The sequence below is a fragment of the Paraburkholderia acidicola genome (assembly GCF_002362315.1).
GTDB classification, from domain to species: Bacteria; Pseudomonadota; Gammaproteobacteria; order Burkholderiales; family Burkholderiaceae; genus Paraburkholderia; species Paraburkholderia acidicola.
This window is the reverse complement of record NZ_MTZV01000001.1, coordinates 329,042-346,938: the sequence shown is the minus strand read 5'-3', so window position 1 is coordinate 346,938 and position 17,897 is coordinate 329,042. Positions and strand designations below refer to the sequence as shown.

Annotated in this window: 13 protein-coding genes; all 13 read left to right on the top strand. The window is 62.4% G+C overall.

Translation table 11 applies throughout. The features are described 5' to 3' along the window. Window positions 1–107: 107 nt before the first annotated feature. Window positions 108–365 carry a type II toxin-antitoxin system ParD family antitoxin gene (locus tag BWP39_RS01175; protein WP_096716549.1) on the top strand — a complete coding sequence of 86 codons (258 nt, stop codon included), beginning with the start codon at window positions 108–110 and terminating at the stop codon, window positions 363–365. Next, window positions 362–664, top strand: coding sequence for a type II toxin-antitoxin system RelE/ParE family toxin (locus BWP39_RS01170; RefSeq protein ID WP_096716548.1), 303 nt, complete (start codon window positions 362–364; stop codon window positions 662–664). Before BWP39_RS01175 ends, BWP39_RS01170 begins: the two co-directional genes overlap by 4 nt. A 438-nt stretch (window positions 665–1,102) precedes the next feature. Continuing rightward, the gene (locus BWP39_RS01165) at window positions 1,103–2,062 is read left to right on the top strand and encodes a sugar ABC transporter substrate-binding protein (protein ID WP_096716547.1); all 960 of its coding nucleotides are present in this window, start codon (window positions 1,103–1,105) and stop codon (window positions 2,060–2,062) included. Between the two features lie 317 nt (window positions 2,063–2,379). Further along, window positions 2,380–3,990, top strand: coding sequence for a sugar ABC transporter ATP-binding protein (locus BWP39_RS01160; protein ID WP_096716723.1), 1,611 nt, complete (start codon window positions 2,380–2,382; stop codon window positions 3,988–3,990). Further along, window positions 3,990–5,006 (top strand): ABC transporter permease, encoded by a 1,017-nt coding sequence (locus tag BWP39_RS01155; RefSeq protein WP_096716546.1) that lies wholly within the window; start codon window positions 3,990–3,992, stop codon window positions 5,004–5,006. Before BWP39_RS01160 ends, BWP39_RS01155 begins: the two co-directional genes overlap by 1 nt. 120 nt (window positions 5,007–5,126) lie before the next feature. After that, the gene (locus BWP39_RS01150) at window positions 5,127–6,173 is read left to right on the top strand and encodes a LacI family DNA-binding transcriptional regulator (RefSeq protein ID WP_096716545.1); all 1,047 of its coding nucleotides are present in this window, start codon (window positions 5,127–5,129) and stop codon (window positions 6,171–6,173) included. Window positions 6,174–6,356: 183 nt separating this feature from the next. Then, the gene (gene rbsK, locus BWP39_RS01145; protein WP_096716722.1) at window positions 6,357–7,283 is read left to right on the top strand and encodes a ribokinase; all 927 of its coding nucleotides are present in this window, start codon (window positions 6,357–6,359) and stop codon (window positions 7,281–7,283) included. A gap of 269 nt (window positions 7,284–7,552) precedes the next feature. Next, entirely contained in the window at window positions 7,553–9,280 is a 1,728-nt protein-coding gene (locus BWP39_RS01140) for a methyl-accepting chemotaxis protein (RefSeq protein ID WP_096716544.1), read from the top strand. Between the two features lie 339 nt (window positions 9,281–9,619). Next, window positions 9,620–10,381 carry a 2-keto-4-pentenoate hydratase gene (locus tag BWP39_RS01135; RefSeq protein WP_096716543.1) on the top strand — a complete coding sequence of 254 codons (762 nt, stop codon included), beginning with the start codon at window positions 9,620–9,622 and terminating at the stop codon, window positions 10,379–10,381. Window positions 10,382–11,065: 684 nt separating this feature from the next. Then, window positions 11,066–12,988, top strand: a complete 1,923-nt coding sequence (locus tag BWP39_RS01130; protein WP_091013392.1) for a PrkA family serine protein kinase — start codon at window positions 11,066–11,068, stop codon at window positions 12,986–12,988. A gap of 196 nt (window positions 12,989–13,184) precedes the next feature. After that, on the top strand, window positions 13,185–14,456 hold the full coding sequence (locus BWP39_RS01125; RefSeq protein ID WP_096716542.1) for a YeaH/YhbH family protein: 1,272 nt from the start codon (window positions 13,185–13,187) through the stop codon (window positions 14,454–14,456). Continuing rightward, window positions 14,453–16,171: a SpoVR family protein gene (locus tag BWP39_RS01120; RefSeq protein WP_096716541.1), complete on the top strand. Its 1,719-nt coding sequence runs from the start codon at window positions 14,453–14,455 to the stop codon at window positions 16,169–16,171. Before BWP39_RS01125 ends, BWP39_RS01120 begins: the two co-directional genes overlap by 4 nt. A 215-nt stretch (window positions 16,172–16,386) precedes the next feature. Then, on the top strand, window positions 16,387–17,700 hold the full coding sequence (locus BWP39_RS01115) for an MFS family transporter (RefSeq protein WP_096716540.1): 1,314 nt from the start codon (window positions 16,387–16,389) through the stop codon (window positions 17,698–17,700). Window positions 17,701–17,897: the final 197 nt, after the last annotated feature.

Here is a 17,897-nt window from a genome sequence, read left to right as displayed (position 1 = left end):
TCGGTGGTCTGGAAGAGGGGGCGCTTGTGAAACCGGTTTGCGTGACTCGTTTGATAATAGTTGATAAGTCGATTAATATGCGGTCTGGGCACAGTGAGGGCACAGCCATGATCAGCGCAGACCTTGGACAGCAACTCGAGGCGTACATCACCAGTCTCGTCGCGACGGGCCGCTACGGTTCGAAAAGTGAAGTCCTGCGTGAAGGCGTGAGGCTGATTCAGGATCGCGAGACACAGCTTCTCGCGCTGGATACCGTGATCGGGCGCGGCATTGCCGACTCGGATGCGGGCCTCGGCAAACCTGCTACGGAAGTGTTCGACCGCCTCGAAGCAAAATATCAGGCACTGGCAAACGGCAAGCGATGATCGTTCGTATTTTGCCGACTGCTGAAGCCGAAATCGAAGCCATCGGCGACTACATAGCAGCAGATAATCCGCGTCGTGCCGTGAGTTTTGTGCGGGAACTGCGAGACAAATGCCTGGGCCTTGCCGATATGGCGCTCGCTTTCCCACTCGTGCCGCGTTACGAGGATCGCGGGGTACGGCACAGGGCACACGGCAGCTATCAGATTTTTTATCGTGTGGTCGGTCAGCCGCCCAAACGGATCGACGTCATTCACGTCCTGCACGGCGCGCGCGATTACGCCGCCATACTCTTCGCGTAGACCGGCACGAGCCGCATCGAGAGTTCGCCTCCCGGCATAAGCCACCTCGCTGGATTCACCGGTCACATTCGCATCCTCCATGCGCCACAGGCCGATCGGCCGACCCCATGCTCGCCATCCACCCCTCACATGCTTGCAGCGCCCACCAGAAAGGGCCAGCATAAGCGGCCCGGCCGCTGCGCATGTCGCTGCGGCCGGGCGCGCTACGAAGTACCATCCGCGCCAACGCTACGAGAGACCTTGCCACGCCGCCTCGCGACGCGTCGTGTCCACAACACGCAGTACCCGCCGCACGGGAAGAAAGAGTTGTCCGCCGATGCAGCGCAACACTGCGAAAAGTTGACATTGCGCATAAGCTGCGTCGAGAATAGGCGCTCGCAAACGTTTGCGCGTACGAAAAATAGGGTTTTCCCTGAACCCAACAACTGGAGATAACGCATGAACCACCGCATTCGCCGCCGCGTGCTCGCGGCAGCTGTCGCGCTCACCGCAGTCGTTTCCCTGCCGCTCACCGCCGCCGCCCAGGCCCAGCCCGCGAAGAAACCCAAAGTCGCGCTCGTGATGAAATCCCTCGCCAACGAATTCTTCCTGACCATGGAAACCGGCGCGAAGGATTATCAGAAGCACAACCCGGCCATGTTCGATCTCGTGACGAACGGCATCAAGGACGAAACCGACACCGCCAACCAGATCCGCATCGTCGAGCAGATGATCGTCTCGAAGGTCGACGCGATCGTGCTGGCGCCGGCCGATTCGAAGGCACTCGTGCCGGTCGTCAAGAAGGCGGTCGACGCCGGCATCATCGTCGTGAACATCGATAACAAGCTCGATCCGGACGTGCTGAAGTCGAAGGATCTGAACGTGCCGTTCGTTGGCCCGGACAATCGCAAGGGCGCGCAGAAGATCGGCGACTACCTGGCCCAGAAGCTGAAGGCCGGTGACCAGGTCGGCATTATCGAAGGCGTGTCGACGACTACCAACGCGCAGCAACGTACGGCCGGCTTCAAGGACGCGATGCAGAAGGTCGGCGCGAACGTCGTGTCGGTGCAGTCGGGCGAATGGGAAATCGACAAGGGCAATGCGGTTGCATCGGCGATGCTCAACGAGTACCCGAACCTGAAGGCACTGCTGGCCGGTAACGACAACATGGCAATCGGCGCGGTTTCGGCAGTGCGTGCGGCCGGCAAGCAGGGCAAGGTCTACGTGGTCGGCTACGACAACATCACCGCGATCAAGCCGATGCTGAAGGACGGCCGCGTACTCGCCACCGCCGATCAATACGCCGCGAAGCAGGCGGTATTCGGTATCGACACGGCATTGAAGGCGATCTCCGAGCACAAGAAGCAGTCGGAGTTGTCCGGCATCGTCGAGACGCCGGTCGATCTGGTCACGAAGTAACGTAACCAGGAACGTAGCGAGCAACGCAACGGCGCGGGCTTCGCGGCCCGCACCGCTGCCGCCCAACCAGCGCTCAAGAAACCCGCTACGCAGCCGATATTCCAGAGGAAAGCGTCATGGTGGTGCAGGTAGCACGTGCTGCCTGCATTGCACGTCGCCGCACCTCGTCGCATCGTCGGTTGCCAGCGAAACGCGTAACGGCCGGCTGCCGCACGCAGCCTGTCGAGCGCGTCATGACACACGAGGCCGCCTGCACAGACCTTCGTCCGGTCACCACCGGCGAGGCTCCGCACGACGGCTCCGGAACCAGGATTGCAATGGATTTGACCGACAACGACGCATCGTCTGCCGTACTGTCCGTTACCGGCATCGGCAAGACTTATGCCGAGCCGGTGCTCGCGGACGTGAGCCTGACCTTGCGGGCCGGTGAAGCGCTCGCGCTGACCGGCGAGAACGGCGCGGGCAAGAGCACGCTATCGAAGATCGTCGGCGGGCTGGTCGTGCCGACCACCGGCACGATGACGCTTGGCGGCGCACCGTACGCGCCGGCGAGCCGCACCGAGGCCGAAGCGCTCGGCGTGCGCATGGTGATGCAGGAGCTGAACCTGCTACCGACGCTGTCGGTTGCGGAGAACCTGTTCCTGAATCGCCTGCCGCAGGCGGGTCCGCTGCGACTCGGCTGGATCGACCGGCGTAAGTTGCGCGAAGACGCGCGCGCGGCGATGGCGCAGGTCGGGCTCGACGCAATCGATCCCGATACGCTCGTCGGCGAACTGGGCATCGGCCATCAACAGATGGTCGAGATCGCGCGCAATCTGATCGGCGACTGCCGTGTGCTGATCCTCGATGAACCGACTGCGATGCTGACGGCCCGCGAAGTCGATCTGCTGTTCGTGCAGATCGAGCGGCTCAAGGCACGCGGTGTCGCATTGGTGTACATCTCGCACCGGCTCGAAGAACTTGCGAAGGTTGCGGAGCGCGTCGCCGTGCTGCGCGACGGCAAGCTCGTACACGTCGACGCAATGGCGAACCTGTCGAGCGATCGTATCGTCACGCTGATGGTCGGCCGCGAGATCGGCGAGCGCATCGATCTCGGTGTGCGCAACATCGGTGAGCCGTTGCTGAAAGTGGCTGGCCTCGGTCGGGCGAAAGTCGTCAACGATGTGTCGTTCGAAGTGAAGGCGGGCGAGATCTTCGGCATTAGCGGGTTGATCGGCGCGGGCCGGACCGAACTGATGCGCCTGATCTACGGCGCGGACCGCAAGGACCGCGGCACGGTGTCGCTGGCACGCACACCGGGCGAAGCGCCGCTGCCGGTGCAGATCGACACGCCCGCCGACGCGGTGCGCAACGGCATCGCGCTGATTACCGAAGACCGCAAGGGCGAGGGCCTGCTGCTGCCGCAACCGATTGCCGCGAACGTATCGCTCGGCAACATTGGGAGTGTTTCGCGTCACGGCGTCGTCGATGCGAAACGCGAGAACGCGCTCGCGCAGCAGCAGATCGACGCGATGCGCATTCGCACCTCGGGTCCGGCGCAACCGGTCGGCGAGCTGTCCGGCGGTAACCAGCAGAAGGTCGTGATCGGCCGCTGGCTGGCACGCGACTGCCGCGTGCTGCTGTTCGACGAACCTACGCGCGGCATCGACGTCGGCGCGAAGTTCGATATCTATGGATTGATGGGAGCGCTCGCCCGCGAGGGTCGGGCGCTTGTCGTGGTGTCGAGCGACCTGCGCGAACTGATGCTGATCTGCGACCGGATCGGTGTGATGTCCGCGGGCCGCATGACCGGTGTTTTCCGGCGCGACGAGTGGTCGCAGGATGCACTGCTCGCCGCCGCGTTCGCGGGCTATCGCAGTCGCGACGCCTTGCTGGACAGCCACGATAGCCACCACGGCAACGACAAGCAAGAAGCAGGGAGCCTGTAATGACGAATCAACCGGTGCCGCAAGGCGGCACAAACCAGGCAGTGAGCGCAGCCGATAAACAAGCCAGTAAACCGGTCGGCACGCGCTTCGGCTTTTCGAACTACCTCGGTCTCGCCGGCGCACTGCTCGCGATGATCGTCCTGTTTTCGCTGCTCAGTTCGCATTTTCTGAGCTACGACACGTTCAGCACGATTGCCAACCAGATCCCGGACCTGGTCGTGATGTCGGTGGGCATGACGTTCGTGCTGATCATCGCGGGAATCGACCTGTCGGTGGGCTCGGTGCTCGCGCTCGGCGGCTCGGTGGTCAGCGTCGCGGCGCTGAAGTGGGGCTGGGGGCCGATACCGTCCGCGCTGCTCGGCATGATCGCCGCAGCGTTGACGGGTACCTTCACCGGTGCTGTCACGGTCGGCTGGCGGATTCCGTCGTTCATCGTGTCGCTCGGCGTGCTCGAAGGCGCGCGCGGCATTGCCTACCAGATGACGAATTCGCGCACCGCCTATATCGGCGACGCCTTCGACGTCCTGTCGAATCCGATCGCGTTCGGCATCTCGCCGGCTTTCCTGATCGCGGTCGTCGTGATGATCGTCGCGCAGTTCGTGCTGACGCGTACCGTGTTCGGCCGCTATCTGGTCGGCATCGGCACCAACGAGGAAGCCGTGCGGCTCGCGGGCGTCAATCCGCGGCCGTACAAGATCATCGTGTTCGCGCTGATGGGCGCGCTGTCGGGGCTGGCCGCGCTGTTCCAGATCTCGCGCCTCGAAGCCGCTGATCCGAACGCTGGCGACGGGCTCGAACTCCAGGTGATCGCGGCGGTCGTAATCGGCGGAACGAGTTTGATGGGCGGTCGTGGGTCGGTGATCAGCACGTTCTTCGGCGTGTTGATCATTTCGGTGCTCGCGGCCGGTCTCGCGCAGATCGGTGCCAGCGAGCCGACCAAGCGGATCATCACCGGTGCGGTGATCGTCGTAGCCGTGGTGCTGGATACCTATCGCAGCCGGCGCAAGCGCAGCTAGCGCGCACGGCGCAATCAAGAGAGGCTGTTACCGGGCAACGCGTCGTGTGCAAAGGGTGCACGCGCACGGCGCGCAGGACAGCGACGACAATACGGATAACGGGCAGGAGAGCAACGGGTTATGGCGACGATCAAGGATGTAGCGGCCGTGGCCGGCGTGTCGTTCACGACGGTATCGCACGTCGTGAACAACTCGCGGCCGGTGTCGGCCGTCGTGCGCGCGAGAGTGGAGCATGCGATCCGCCAGTTGCATTACGTGCCGTCGGCGGTCGCGCGCTCGCTGAAAGCGCGCGCCACCGCAACCATCGGGCTCGTGGTGCCGAACAGCACGAATCCGTATTTCGCGGAACTGGCGCGCGGCATCGAAGACGGTTGTTCGCGCAACGGCTATTGCGTGTTCTTCTGCAACTCCGACGACGACCCCGCGAAGCAGCGCAACTATCTGCGCGTGCTGCAGGAAAAACGTATCGACGGGCTGATCGTCGCGTCGGCCGGCGACGATGCGGTGCTGGCGCAGACGCTCGCGCATTCGCGCGAACCGCTCGTCGTGGTCGACCGGAACATCGAAGGGCTGAATGCCGATCTCGTGCAGATCGATCACGAGAAAGGCGGTTATCTGGCCACGCGTCATCTGCTCGAACTCGGACACGTGAAGATCGGTTGTATTACCGGGCCGATCGCGACGGCCGTGAGCGCGATGCGCGTGCATGGTTTTATCCGTGCGATGGCCGAGCGCGGTATCGAGATTGCACCGGACGCGATCGTCGAGAGCGATTTCTCGGGCACTGGTGGCTATCGTGCCGCGGGTCAGCTGTTCGATACCGTGAAGCCGAGCGCGATTTTCGCGGGCAACGACATGATGGGTATCGGCGCGTTGCGCGCAGCCGCGGAGCGCGGCATCCGCGTGCCCACCGACTGCTCGATCATCGGCTTCGACGACATCGAACTGGGGCGCTTTACCTATCCGGCGCTGTCGACGGTCGGGCAGTCGGTGCGGGCCCTCGGCGATATGGCCGCGCAGACGCTGATCGAGCGCATCACTGGTACGGCGGCGGGCGGCCAGGGCGCGCCGGCGCGGCGCCGCGTTGTGGCGCCGAAGTTGATCCTGCGTGAATCGACGGCCGCGTGGAGCGGTAGCGATGCGGGTCATCACGGGCTGGCCGCGTGATGTGAGACGCTGGCGTAACGCGCGTGCGCTGTGGCGAACCGCGGATCGACATGAAACAAGAAACCGGGCAATGCGCCCTAAAGCAGCGCGGCATGGACTCTAGATTGCGCTGAAGCACTGACGGTGGCCGACAGATCGAGCGCTAACACGGGTCGGCCGCTCTGGACGGGATGGGAGAAAGACGTGACGAACACAGCAGCACAAGGGCGGGTCGCAGTAGTCGGCAGCCTGAACATGGATCTCGTGGCGCGCGCACCGCGTCTGCCGCGCCCCGGCGAGACGCTCGCGGGCCACGCGTTCGCCCAGGTCGCCGGCGGCAAGGGCGGCAACCAGGCGGTCGCTGCCGCCCGGCTCGGCGCCCGGGTCGCGATGCTCGGCTGCGTGGGCGCCGATGCGAACGGTGCGCAGTTGCGCGCGGGGCTCGAAGTGGAAGGGATCGACTGCACGGCGCTCGATACCAGCCCGGGCGCGCCGACCGGTGTCGCGCTGATTGTCGTCGATGACAGCAGCCAGAACGCGATCGTGATCGTCGCGGGCAGCAACGGCGAGGTGACGCCGGTCTCGATCGCGCGGCACGAAGCCGTGCTCGCCGAGGCCGACGTCGTGATCTGCCAGCTCGAAACCCCGAATCCGACCGTCGAGGCGGCGCTTGCCACCGCGCGCCGGCTCGGCAAGACGACGATCCTGAACCCGGCACCCGCGACCGGTCCGCTACCGGCGGCCTGGTTTCCGCTGATCGACTACCTGATTCCGAACGAGCTCGAAGTGGCCACCCTCAGTGGTGTGCCGGTCGCTTCCGCCGCCGATGCGGCGCTTGCGGCCGCGGCGCTGCGCGATGCCGGCGCGCGCAACGTGATCGTGACGCTCGGCGCCCAGGGCGTGTACGTCGCGCTCGAACACGGCGAGGCGACGCATTACCCCGCGCCGCGCGTCGACGCGATCGATACGACAGGCGCCGGCGATACGTTTATCGGGGGTTTTGCTGCGCAGCTCGCAGGCGGCGCGCTGGTCGACGATGCAATCCGCTTTGCGCAGCGAGCCGCGGCCATTTCGGTGACGCGCGCGGGCGCGCAACCGTCGATCCCGACCCGCGCCGAACTGGATAACTAGCCGGCCGTCGCCTCCACAACGTGGCTGAAACTGCGCTGCCGTGTCAAAAGATACGGCCGGCGCGAACCGCCGTTGTAACTTGTACTGACTCCTTTCGAGAAATTCCTCCGATCATATAAAAGCTTCAAGTTCACCCTGGTGGGTGCCGTAAACGGAGAAAGAAGCGGGCAGGGAGTGAGGGCCGCAGCCCACACGTCCGCAGCCAGAGCGCATAACCCCAGGCGCCGTGCAGCCGTACCTCTCCATATGTCACTCTCACAGGGAAGCACATGAACAAGGGCATCACCATCCGGGCGCGCATCGGCCTGACGATGGCTTTTCTCGCCGCACTGCTGGTCGCGATCGGCGTGCTGGGGCTGTTCGGTATGAGCAGTTCGAACGATGCATACCGCGCCACCTTTATGAACCAGATGCCGAGTGCCGTCGCCATCGACAATGCCGAGCTGTATGCGGCGCGCGAACGGCTGGCGCTCGATCGTGCGGCCTTCATGATGGGCACGGCCGAGGCCGCAGGCTCGATCGATCGTTCCCACTTCATGCGCAAGAACGCCGACGAGTGGTGGAAAAAGTATCTGGCGCTGCCGCGCGACGCCGACGAAGACCGGCTCGCCCAGGCCGTCGCCGCGAAACGTGAGGAACTGCATCAGGTGATGCAGGCGTTTGCCGCGACCGTGATCGCAAACGATCCTTCCAGCCTCGTGGATGGCGCGAAACGCCTGCAGGCTGTCTACACCGAGATGTCCGTCGACGACGACGCCCTGCGGGCGTTCCAGTTCGCCGCGGCCGACAAAGGCTTCACCCAGGCGCAGAGCACGTTCGACACGTTCCGCCTGGTGGGTTTCGGCGCGCTCATCGCCGGTCTTGCCGCCGCCGTGTTCTCGTACCTGACGCTGCGCCGCGCCATTGGCCGGCCGCTCGCCGACGCGCTGGGACATTTCGAGGCGATCGCCGCCGGCGACCTGCGGCGCGAGATCGTCGTCCACTCGACCGATGAAATGGGCCAGTTGCTGCAAGGCGTCGCGAAGATGCAGCGCAGCCTGACCGGCACGGTGCGCTCGGTGCGCATGGGCAGTGAATCGATTGCGACGGCCACGCGGCAGATTTCGGCCGGCAATCTGGACCTGTCGTCGCGTACCGAAGAACAGGCCTCGGCACTCCAGCAGACGGCCTCCAGCATGGAGCAGCTGACCGGTACCGTGAAGCAGAACGCAGACAACGCCCGCCAGGCCAGTTCGCTGGCTGCGAATGCGTCGGAGATCGCCAGCCGCGGCAACGCGGTGGTCGGCCAGGTGGTCGGCACGATGGGCGACATCAATCAGAGTTCTGCAAAGATCGCGGACATCATTTCAATCATCGAGGGCATTGCGTTCCAGACCAACATCCTCGCGCTGAACGCAGCCGTTGAGGCAGCGCGCGCCGGCGAGGAAGGGCGCGGCTTCGCGGTCGTGGCCGGCGAGGTGCGCAGTCTCGCGCAACGCTCGTCGGCGGCGGCCAAGGAGATCAAGGCGCTGATCGATACCTCGGTGGAGCGTGTGCAGGCGGGCTCGGCGCTGGTCGACCAGGCCGGCCGCACGATGACCGAGATCATCGGCGCGGTGCAGCGCGTGACGGACATCATGGGCGAGATCGCGGCGGCGTCGACGGAACAGAGCAGCGGGATCGATCAGGTTGCGCGGGCGGTCACGCAGATGGACGAGGTCACGCAGCAGAACGCGGCGCTGGTCGAGGAAGCGGCGGCCGCCGCGCAATCGCTGGAGGATCAGGCGACGAAGCTGCGTACGGCGGTTTCGGTGTTCCAGCTCGGTGATGAGGCTTCGGCGGGGGCGGTGGCGAGTGAAATGCTGCGTCGGCGTGAGCCTGCGCCTGCGCCGGTGCGTACGCCGGTAAAAGCGCTTGCGACAAACGCCAGGACGCGCCTCGCGCCTGCGACTGCGACCAGACCGCTTGCGATGGCGGTAGCGGGCACCGGCACGGAGCGCGACTGGGAGACGTTCTGATCGTGCACCAGCAGGGCGCATGTTTGGGCGCGCTAACTCATGTCATGCGGCGTGATCGCGTGCATTTGAGCCGGCGCGGCGTGGCGATGCCTGTCACAACGGAATAATCCATGCGCATCGATAGCGATAGGTATCGCTGTCGGGATAATCGGGACCGTCGTTGCTGAGGCAACCACGGTCTTTTTTTCATGCTCCGCAACAAAGGTGCGCCCTGGATCGACTTCTGTTCCGGTACATTGACGGGCGCAGTCGCCACCCGGCGGCCGTGTTTTTCATCACCGCTCGCCCCGCGCGATCCCTTCTTGACCCTGCGCCCGCACGCCTGCCTAAAGGACCGACATGACGCATCAAGACCTTGCGCTCCGCCTCGTGGAGGCTCGCCGTCAGCATCGGCTGATCGACGTATTGCGGCCGGCCAGCCTGCCGCCCGACGCGGCGACGGCCTATGCGATCCAGCAGGCGGTACTCGCCGGGCTCGGAACGCCGACTGGTGCGTGGAAAATCGGCGCGCGCTCGCCGGGCGGTGCGGCAAACGGAGCGCCGATTCCGGCGCCACTGGTGCTCGAGTCGCCCGCGCAAGCCGGTTACGACGGTTTTTTCCGCGTGCTGGTCGAACTCGAAATCGCTTTTCGCTTTGCAGAACCGATCGCGCCCCGCGGCGAAGCCTATGCGCGCGACGAAGTGCTGGCCCGGGTCGGCACGGTGTTGCCGGCTATCGAGATCGTCGACAGCCGCTTCGCCGAATGGCCGGATATTGCGCCGCTCGCACAACTGGCCGATGCGCAGAACAACGGTGCATTGATTACCGGTCACCCGGTGCCGTATGCGGGCTTTGCGCGCCAGTTCGACTTTGTGTCGCCGCAACTCGAACTGACCTTCGACGGCACCTCGCTCGTGCCCGATGCGCCGGGCAATCCGGCCGGCGATCCGCGTGAGTTGCTGGTCTGGTTCGTCAACCATTGCGCCGCGATGGGCATCGCGATCGAACCTGGATGGACCATTACGACCGGCTCTTACGTCGGCGCGCATCCGATCGGGCAGCGCGGTATCGTGCATGGCCATATCGACGGGCTTGGCGAAGTGGAAGTCGAGCTGACGTAGTTTCGGGCGCACGAACCCGCTCTGTTTGCGCTGAGCACATATCTGTGGCGCACGAGCTTCTACCTCTTCGACTGCGCGATTGCCGCCTGCGTCCGGCAACGCGTACGTTGCAGTCGCCGCTGATCATCCTTCATCCTGGTACCCGCTTCAGACCATGTGGTCCGCGCGGGTATTCACGCATCCGCCGCGTGTATCACGCACCGCGCCGCACGGAACGAAATGCGAAACGCACGGACGAACGTCTGGAGCGCGCACCGCAGCCCACTTGCTGCAGCCGATTTAACGTTTGTTTGTAACGGATGGTTGCGATGTAGTCGAAAGCGCGTTGTTGCGCGTTGAGGAACAAGGAAAGGGTGCGGGTGCATATCGCGTTACACCGCGCGTGTTACATCGCAGGTGTTACAACGCGCGACCGTTGCCTCGTATTCCAGTACAGAGGACGTCCGTGTGCGACAGCAGCGAAGACCGTTGTTATCGATGCAATTTTTTGCGGTCTGGAACGAAGATTGTAAGTGACCGAATCTGTGTTTCCAAGAGAGGGATGTCACGAACACGCGATGGCCTGATTTTCGTAACGTAGTTCGTGAAAAAAAATTAGAAAGGGTTTAGGATGAATTCGAGCGATGTCGTTTCCGATTAGCGCGCCGCGCACGACATCGATCCAGACTTCGGCGAGGAGGTAGCATGGATATCTACAGCAGTTTCGCGAGCCGCTTCGAGAAAACGCGAGAAGATGAACTCTCGCTTGAAGAGTATCTCGCGCTCTGCAAAGACAATCCCGCCGCGTACGCCACTGCCGGCGAACGCATGTTGACGGCAATCGGGGAGCCGGAACAGATCGATACTCGCAACGACACGCGTCTGTCGCGTATCTTCGCGAACAAGGTGATCAAGGTATACCCCGCGTTCCGTGAGTTCTACGGAATGGAAGAAGTGATCGAGCAGGTCGTGGCTTATTTCCGGCACTCGGCGCAAGGGCTCGAAGAAAAGAAGCAGATCCTCTATCTGCTAGGTCCGGTGGGCGGCGGCAAGTCGTCGATTGCCGAGCGTTTGAAGCAGTTGATGGAACGCGTGCCGCTCTATGCAATCAAGGGCTCGCCCGTCAACGAATCGCCGCTCGGGCTGTTCGACTACGACGAAGATGGTCCCATCCTCGAAGAACAATACGGTATTCCACGCCGCTACCTGAAAAGCATTTTGAGCCCGTGGGCGGTGAAACGCCTGCACGAGTACAACGGCGACATCCGCAAGTTCAGCGTGGTGCGTCGCTATCCTTCCATCCTGCGGCAGATCGGTATTGCGAAGACCGAGCCGGGTGACGAAAACAACCAGGACATTTCGTCGCTGGTCGGTAAGGTCGATATCCGCAAGCTCGAACAGTATGCGCAGGACGATGCCGATGCGTACAGCTACTCCGGTGGCCTGTGCCTCGCGAATCAAGGGTTGCTCGAATTCGTCGAAATGTTCAAGGCGCCGATCAAGGTGCTGCATCCGTTGCTCACGGCGACCCAGGAAGGCAACTTCAAGGGCACGGAAGGGTTCGGTGCGATTCCGTTCGACGGCGTCATTCTTGCGCACTCGAACGAGTCTGAGTGGAAGGCTTTCCGCAATAACCGCAATAATGAGGCGCTGCTCGACCGGATCTTCGTCGTGAAAGTGCCGTACTGCCTGCGTTATTCGGAAGAGATCAAGATCTACGAGAAGCTGATCCGCAACTCGTCGCTGTCCAACGCAGTGTGCGCGCCGGGCACGTTGAAGATGATGGCGCAGATGTCGGTGCTCACGCGTTTGCAGGAGCCCGAAAATTCAAGCCTCTTTTCGAAGATGCAGGTGTACGACGGTGAGAACCTGAAAGACACCGATCCGAAGGCCAAGTCGTATCAGGAGTATCGCGACTTCGGTGGCGTCGACGAGGGCATGACGGGCGTGTCGACGCGCTTCGCGTTCAAGATTCTGTCGCGCGTGTTCAACTTCGACTCAACCGAGGTCGCGGCGAACCCTGTGCACCTGATGTACGTGCTCGAACAGCAGATCGAACGCGAGCAGTTCCCACCGGAAACCGAGCAGAAGTATCTGTCTTTCATCAAGGACGTGCTCGCCTCGCGCTACGCGGAATTCATCGGCAAGGAAATTCAGACCGCGTATCTGGAGTCGTATTCCGAGTACGGGCAAAACATCTTCGACCGCTATGTGACGTACGCAGACTTCTGGATCCAGGACCAGGAGTTCCGCGATCACGACACCGGCGAGAGCTTCGACCGTGCGGCACTGAACGCCGAACTCGAGAAGATCGAAAAGCCCGCAGGCATCAGCAACCCGAAGGACTTCCGCAACGAGATCGTCAATTTCGTGTTGCGTGCGCGCGCCGGCAATGCAGGCAAGAATCCGGCGTGGATCAGCTACGAGAAGTTGCGTGTCGTGATCGAGAAGAAAATGTTCTCGAATACCGAAGAACTTCTGCCGGTCATCTCGTTCAATGCAAAAGGGTCGGCGGAGGAGCAGCGCAAGCACGAAGACTTCGTCAACCGGATGGTCGCCAAGGGCTACACGCCGAAGCAGGTGCGGCTGCTGTGTGACTGGTATCTGCGCGTGCGCAAGTCGTCATGAGAGGGTTGGCGTACCGCCTGCGCGGTGACACCGCGCAGGCACCCGGCGAGGCGCAAGCGGGTTGGACATGAATCAGCATGGCCACTGTGTCTCGCGCGCCCGAAATTAGCGCAGCTGCATGCGGTCGGAGTCAGTGAGCTGCAAATGAGCTGCACATACTCCGATCGACAGCTCTGCATGGGATGGGAGACTGGATGTGCTTCATCAAATCATCGACCGCAGGCTGGCAGGCAAGAACAAGAGCATTGCAAACCGCGAACGCTTTCTGCGCCGCGTAAAGAACTACATTCGGCGCGCCGTATCGGAAGCGGTGCGCGATCGCAGCATCAAGGACATACAGAACACCCAGAGCATCACGATTCCACGTAAGGACATCGCGGAGCCATCATTCCGTCATGGTCCCGGTGGCAAGCGCGAAATGGTGCACCCGGGCAACGCCGACTATATTCGCGGCGACAAGATTCCGCGGCCGCCTGGCGGCGGAGGCGGGGGCGGCGGCAACAGCGCCAGCAACGAAGGCGAAGGGCAGGACGACTTCGTATTCGAACTGAGCCGCGAAGAATTCATGCAGTACTTCTTCGACGACCTCGAACTGCCGCGTCTCGTGAAAACCCATCTGCTTGCCGTGCCGACGTGGAAGAGCATCCGCGCAGGCTGGGCCGCCGAAGGTACGCCGAATAACATCGACGTCGTACGCTCGCTGAGAAGCGCACTCGGTCGACGCATCGCGCTCGGCGCACCGCTCGTCAACGAACTCCATGCACTCGAAGAGAAACTTGAAGCGATGAAGGCCGACCCGGCCGACCGTCGCGACGAAATCAAGTTGCTCGAAGAAGAGATACATCGTCTGCGCGGCCGCATCTGGCGCATTCCGTTTATCGATCCGTTCGATTTGCGTTACGTGAACCGCGTCAAGCAGCCGCAGCCGTCGAGCCAGGCGGTGATGTTCTGCCTGATGGATGTGTCGGGTTCGATGGACGAGCAGCGCAAGGATCTGTCCAAGCGGTTTTTCATCCTGCTGTACCTGTTCCTCAAGCGCAATTACGAGAAGATCGAAGTGGTCTTCATTCGCCACCACACGCGTGCGGAAGAAGTCGACGAAGACACGTTCTTTCATTCGACCGAGAGTGGCGGCACGGTGGTATCGAGCGCGCTCGAGTTGATGAAGAAGGTCATGAACGAGCGCTATTCACCGAGCGAGTGGAATATTTACGGCGCGCAGGCGTCGGACGGCGACAACTGGACCGACGACTCGCCGAAATGCCGCAAGATCCTCGAAGATGACATCCTGACGAAGGTGCGCTATTTTGCGTATATTCAGGTGACGCCCGAAGAGCAGAACCTGTGGCTCGAATATGCACAACTGGCGCTGACGGCGCCGCAGATGGCGATGAAGAAGGTCGAAACGGCTGCGGATATCTACCCGGTGTTCCGGGAGTTGTTCGAGAAACAGGTCGCGTCTTCATGACCAGCAAGCATCTGCACAACGAAGCGCGCGGTTATCAGCCGGAGCGTAGCAAGAGTCAGTCGAAGCGTGCGGAACCTGCGCAGGCCGGGGCCGCCGCTGAAGGGGCCACAGAAGGGTCCATAGAAAGGCCCAATGAAGGGTCAAGCAGACAGCCCACCGCGATGCCCGGCGACGGGCAAAGGGAAGTCCGTATGAACGTAGCTGATAGACGGCCTCTGCCGTGCCCGTCCGACTGGACCTTCGAGCTGATCGAGGAGTACGACACCCATATTGCCCATGTTGCGGAGCAATATGAGCTGGACGTCTACCCGATCCAGCTCGAACTCATCAGCGCCGAACAGATGATGGATGCCTACGCGTCCGTCGGCATGCCGGTCAACTACCGGCACTGGTCGTTCGGCAAACACTTCCTTTCCACCGAAAAAAGCTATCGTCGCGGCCAGATGGGGCTCGCGTACGAGATCGTCATCAACTCGAATCCGTGTATCGCGTATCTGATGGAAGAGAACACGATGACGATGCAGGCGCTCGTCATCGCGCATGCGGCTTACGGACACAACTCGTTCTTCAAGGGCAACTACCTGTTCAAGCTGTGGACCGATGCGCACGCGATCATCGATTACCTGGTCTACGCGAAGAACTACATCGCGGAATGCGAGGAGCGCTTTGGCCTCGATCGCGTCGAGGAGTTGCTCGACTCGTGCCATGCGCTGATGAACTACGGCGTCGATCGCTACAAGCGGCCGCAGAAGCTGTCGCTCGTCAAGGAGTCGGAGGCGCGGCGCGAGCGCGAAGCGTATCTGCAGTCGCAGGTCAACGAACTGTGGCGCACGCTGCCGGCTACGCACACGCCGCTGCCTGAGGAAACGGAAGAGCGCTATCCGCCCGAGCCGCAGGAGAACCTGCTGTATTTCGCGGAGAAGAATGCGCCGTTGCTCGAACCGTGGGAACGTGAGGTGATCCGTATCGTTCGCAAGGTGGGGCAGTATTTCTATCCGCAGCGGCAGACCCAGGTGATGAACGAAGGCTGGGCGACGTTCTGGCATTACACGTTGCTCAACACACTCTATAACCAGGGCAAGCTCGAAGACGGCTTCATGATGGAGTTTCTCCATTCGCACAGCAACGTCGTCTATCAGCCGCCTGTCACGAAACCGTATTACAGCGGTATCAATCCGTATGCGCTTGGTTTTTCGATGATGAGCGACATCCGTCGTATCTGCGAAAACCCGACCGACGAAGACCGCAAGTGGTTTCCCGAACTGGCCGGTAGCCCGTGGTTGCCGGCGATGCACTACGCCATGCGCAACTTCAAGGACGAGAGTTTTGTCGCGCAGTACCTGTCGCCGCATCTGATCCGCGAGATGCGTCTTTTCTCGGTGCTCGACGACGACATGCGCGATGCGCTCGAAGTGTCGGCGATTCACGATGACAACGGTTACCAGTACGTTCGCCAGGCCTTGTCGCGGCAGTACGACATGCATCATCGCGAGCCGAACATCCAGGTCTGGTCGGTGAATACACGCGGCGACCGCAGCCTCACGCTGCGTCATTTCATGAGCGACAACCGGCACCTGTCCGGCGATAGCGAAGAAGTACTGAAGCATATGGCGCGGCTATGGCAGTTCGATGTGTTTCTTGAAAGCGTCGACGAGAACGGGACGGTGAGAAAGCGCTACGATTGCCGGTATGTGCCGCCGAGCATCCGGGTTTAGCGTTCCACTAACGCGTACAGGTAATCAAGCCAGCCTTCGGGCTGGCTTTTTTATGCCGTTCCCGCCGGATCACAGCCGGTGCCATGCCGCTATCCGGTAACATACCGATCCCTCAAACCTTTCAACTCTGTAAAATTCAACGCGCGCGACCTCAAGTCCGCCAAAGCGGCGATACGACCGCTGTCTTCCGTTCCAGTTCAAGGAAACACATCAGCATGACCGTCCAGACCGACCCAACCGACCAAACCGTCCTCTCCGCGCACGACACCCGGCGACGCATCTTTGCGATCGTCGGGGCCTCGTCGGGCAACCTCGTGGAGTGGTTCGACTTCTACGTGTATTCGTTTTGCGCGCTGTATTTCGCGCCGGCGTTCTTTCCGAGCGGCAATACGACGACCCAGCTACTGAATACCGCCGGCGTGTTCGCTGCGGGCTTCCTGATGCGCCCGATCGGCGGCTGGTTCTTCGGGCGTCTTGCGGACAAGCGCGGCCGCCGCACTGCGATGATGGTGTCGGTGTTCATGATGTGTGGCGGCTCGCTCGTGATCGCCGTGCTGCCCACCTACGCGCAGATCGGCGCGCTCGCGCCGGCGTTGCTGCTGGTGGCGCGGCTGTTCCAGGGGCTGTCGGTGGGCGGCGAGTACGGCACGAGCGCGACCTACATGAGCGAGGTCGCGTTGAAGGGGCGGCGCGGCTTCTTCGCGTCGTTCCAGTACGTGACGCTGATCGGCGGCCAGTTGTGCGCGCTGCTCGTGCTCGTGATCCTGCAACAGTCGCTGAGCACCGAAGAACTGAAGGCGTGGGGCTGGCGCATTCCGTTCGTCGTCGGTGCGATCGCGGCGCTGGTCGCGCTCTATCTGCGCAAATCGCTCGAGGAAACCACGACCGCGGCAACGCGCCAGCGCAAGGAAGCAGGCACGCTGCGCGGCCTGTGGATCCACCGCAAGGCGTTTCTCACGGTGGTCGGCTTCACGGCCGGCGGCTCGCTGATTTTCTACACGTTCACGACGTACATGCAGAAGTACCTCGTCAACACGGCTGGCATGCACGCGAAGACGGCCAGTAACGTGATGACCGGCGCGCTGTTCGTCTACATGCTGATGCAGCCGCTGTTCGGCGCGCTGTCGGATCGCATCGGCCGGCGCCAGTCGATGCTGTTCTTCGGCTTCTTCGCAACGATCGGGACGGTGCCACTGCTGCACGCGTTGAAGGACGTGACGAATCCGTATATGGCGTTCGGGCTCGTCGTGGTCGCGCTTGCGATCGTCAGCTTCTATACATCGATCAGCGGGTTGATCAAGGCTGAAATGTTTCCGCCGGAAGTGCGTGCGCTCGGCGTCGGGCTCTCGTATGCGGTGGCCAATGCGGTGTTCGGCGGTTCGGCGGAATACGTTGCGCTGTGGCTGAAGCAGGCCGGTAGCGAGCCGATGTTCTACTGGTACGTCACCGCGCTATGCGCGATTTCCGGGCTCGTGTCCCTGCGGATGCGCGATCCGTCGAAGGAAGGGTATCTGCGGCACGAACCGTAAGCGTTTCGCAAGCGATCATCGCCAACCGACGGCGGCCCCGAGTGTTCCGGGCCGCCGTTTTCGTTTCTGGCGGCGTTCACGAACGGCTCAGGTGCAGCGCCGCTGCATCCAGTCCAGCAGCGGGTTTATCATTTCAGCAGATAACCGTATCCGATTTGCTTGGTTGCCCGCACGCAAGCCGGGCGGTAGATTCGACA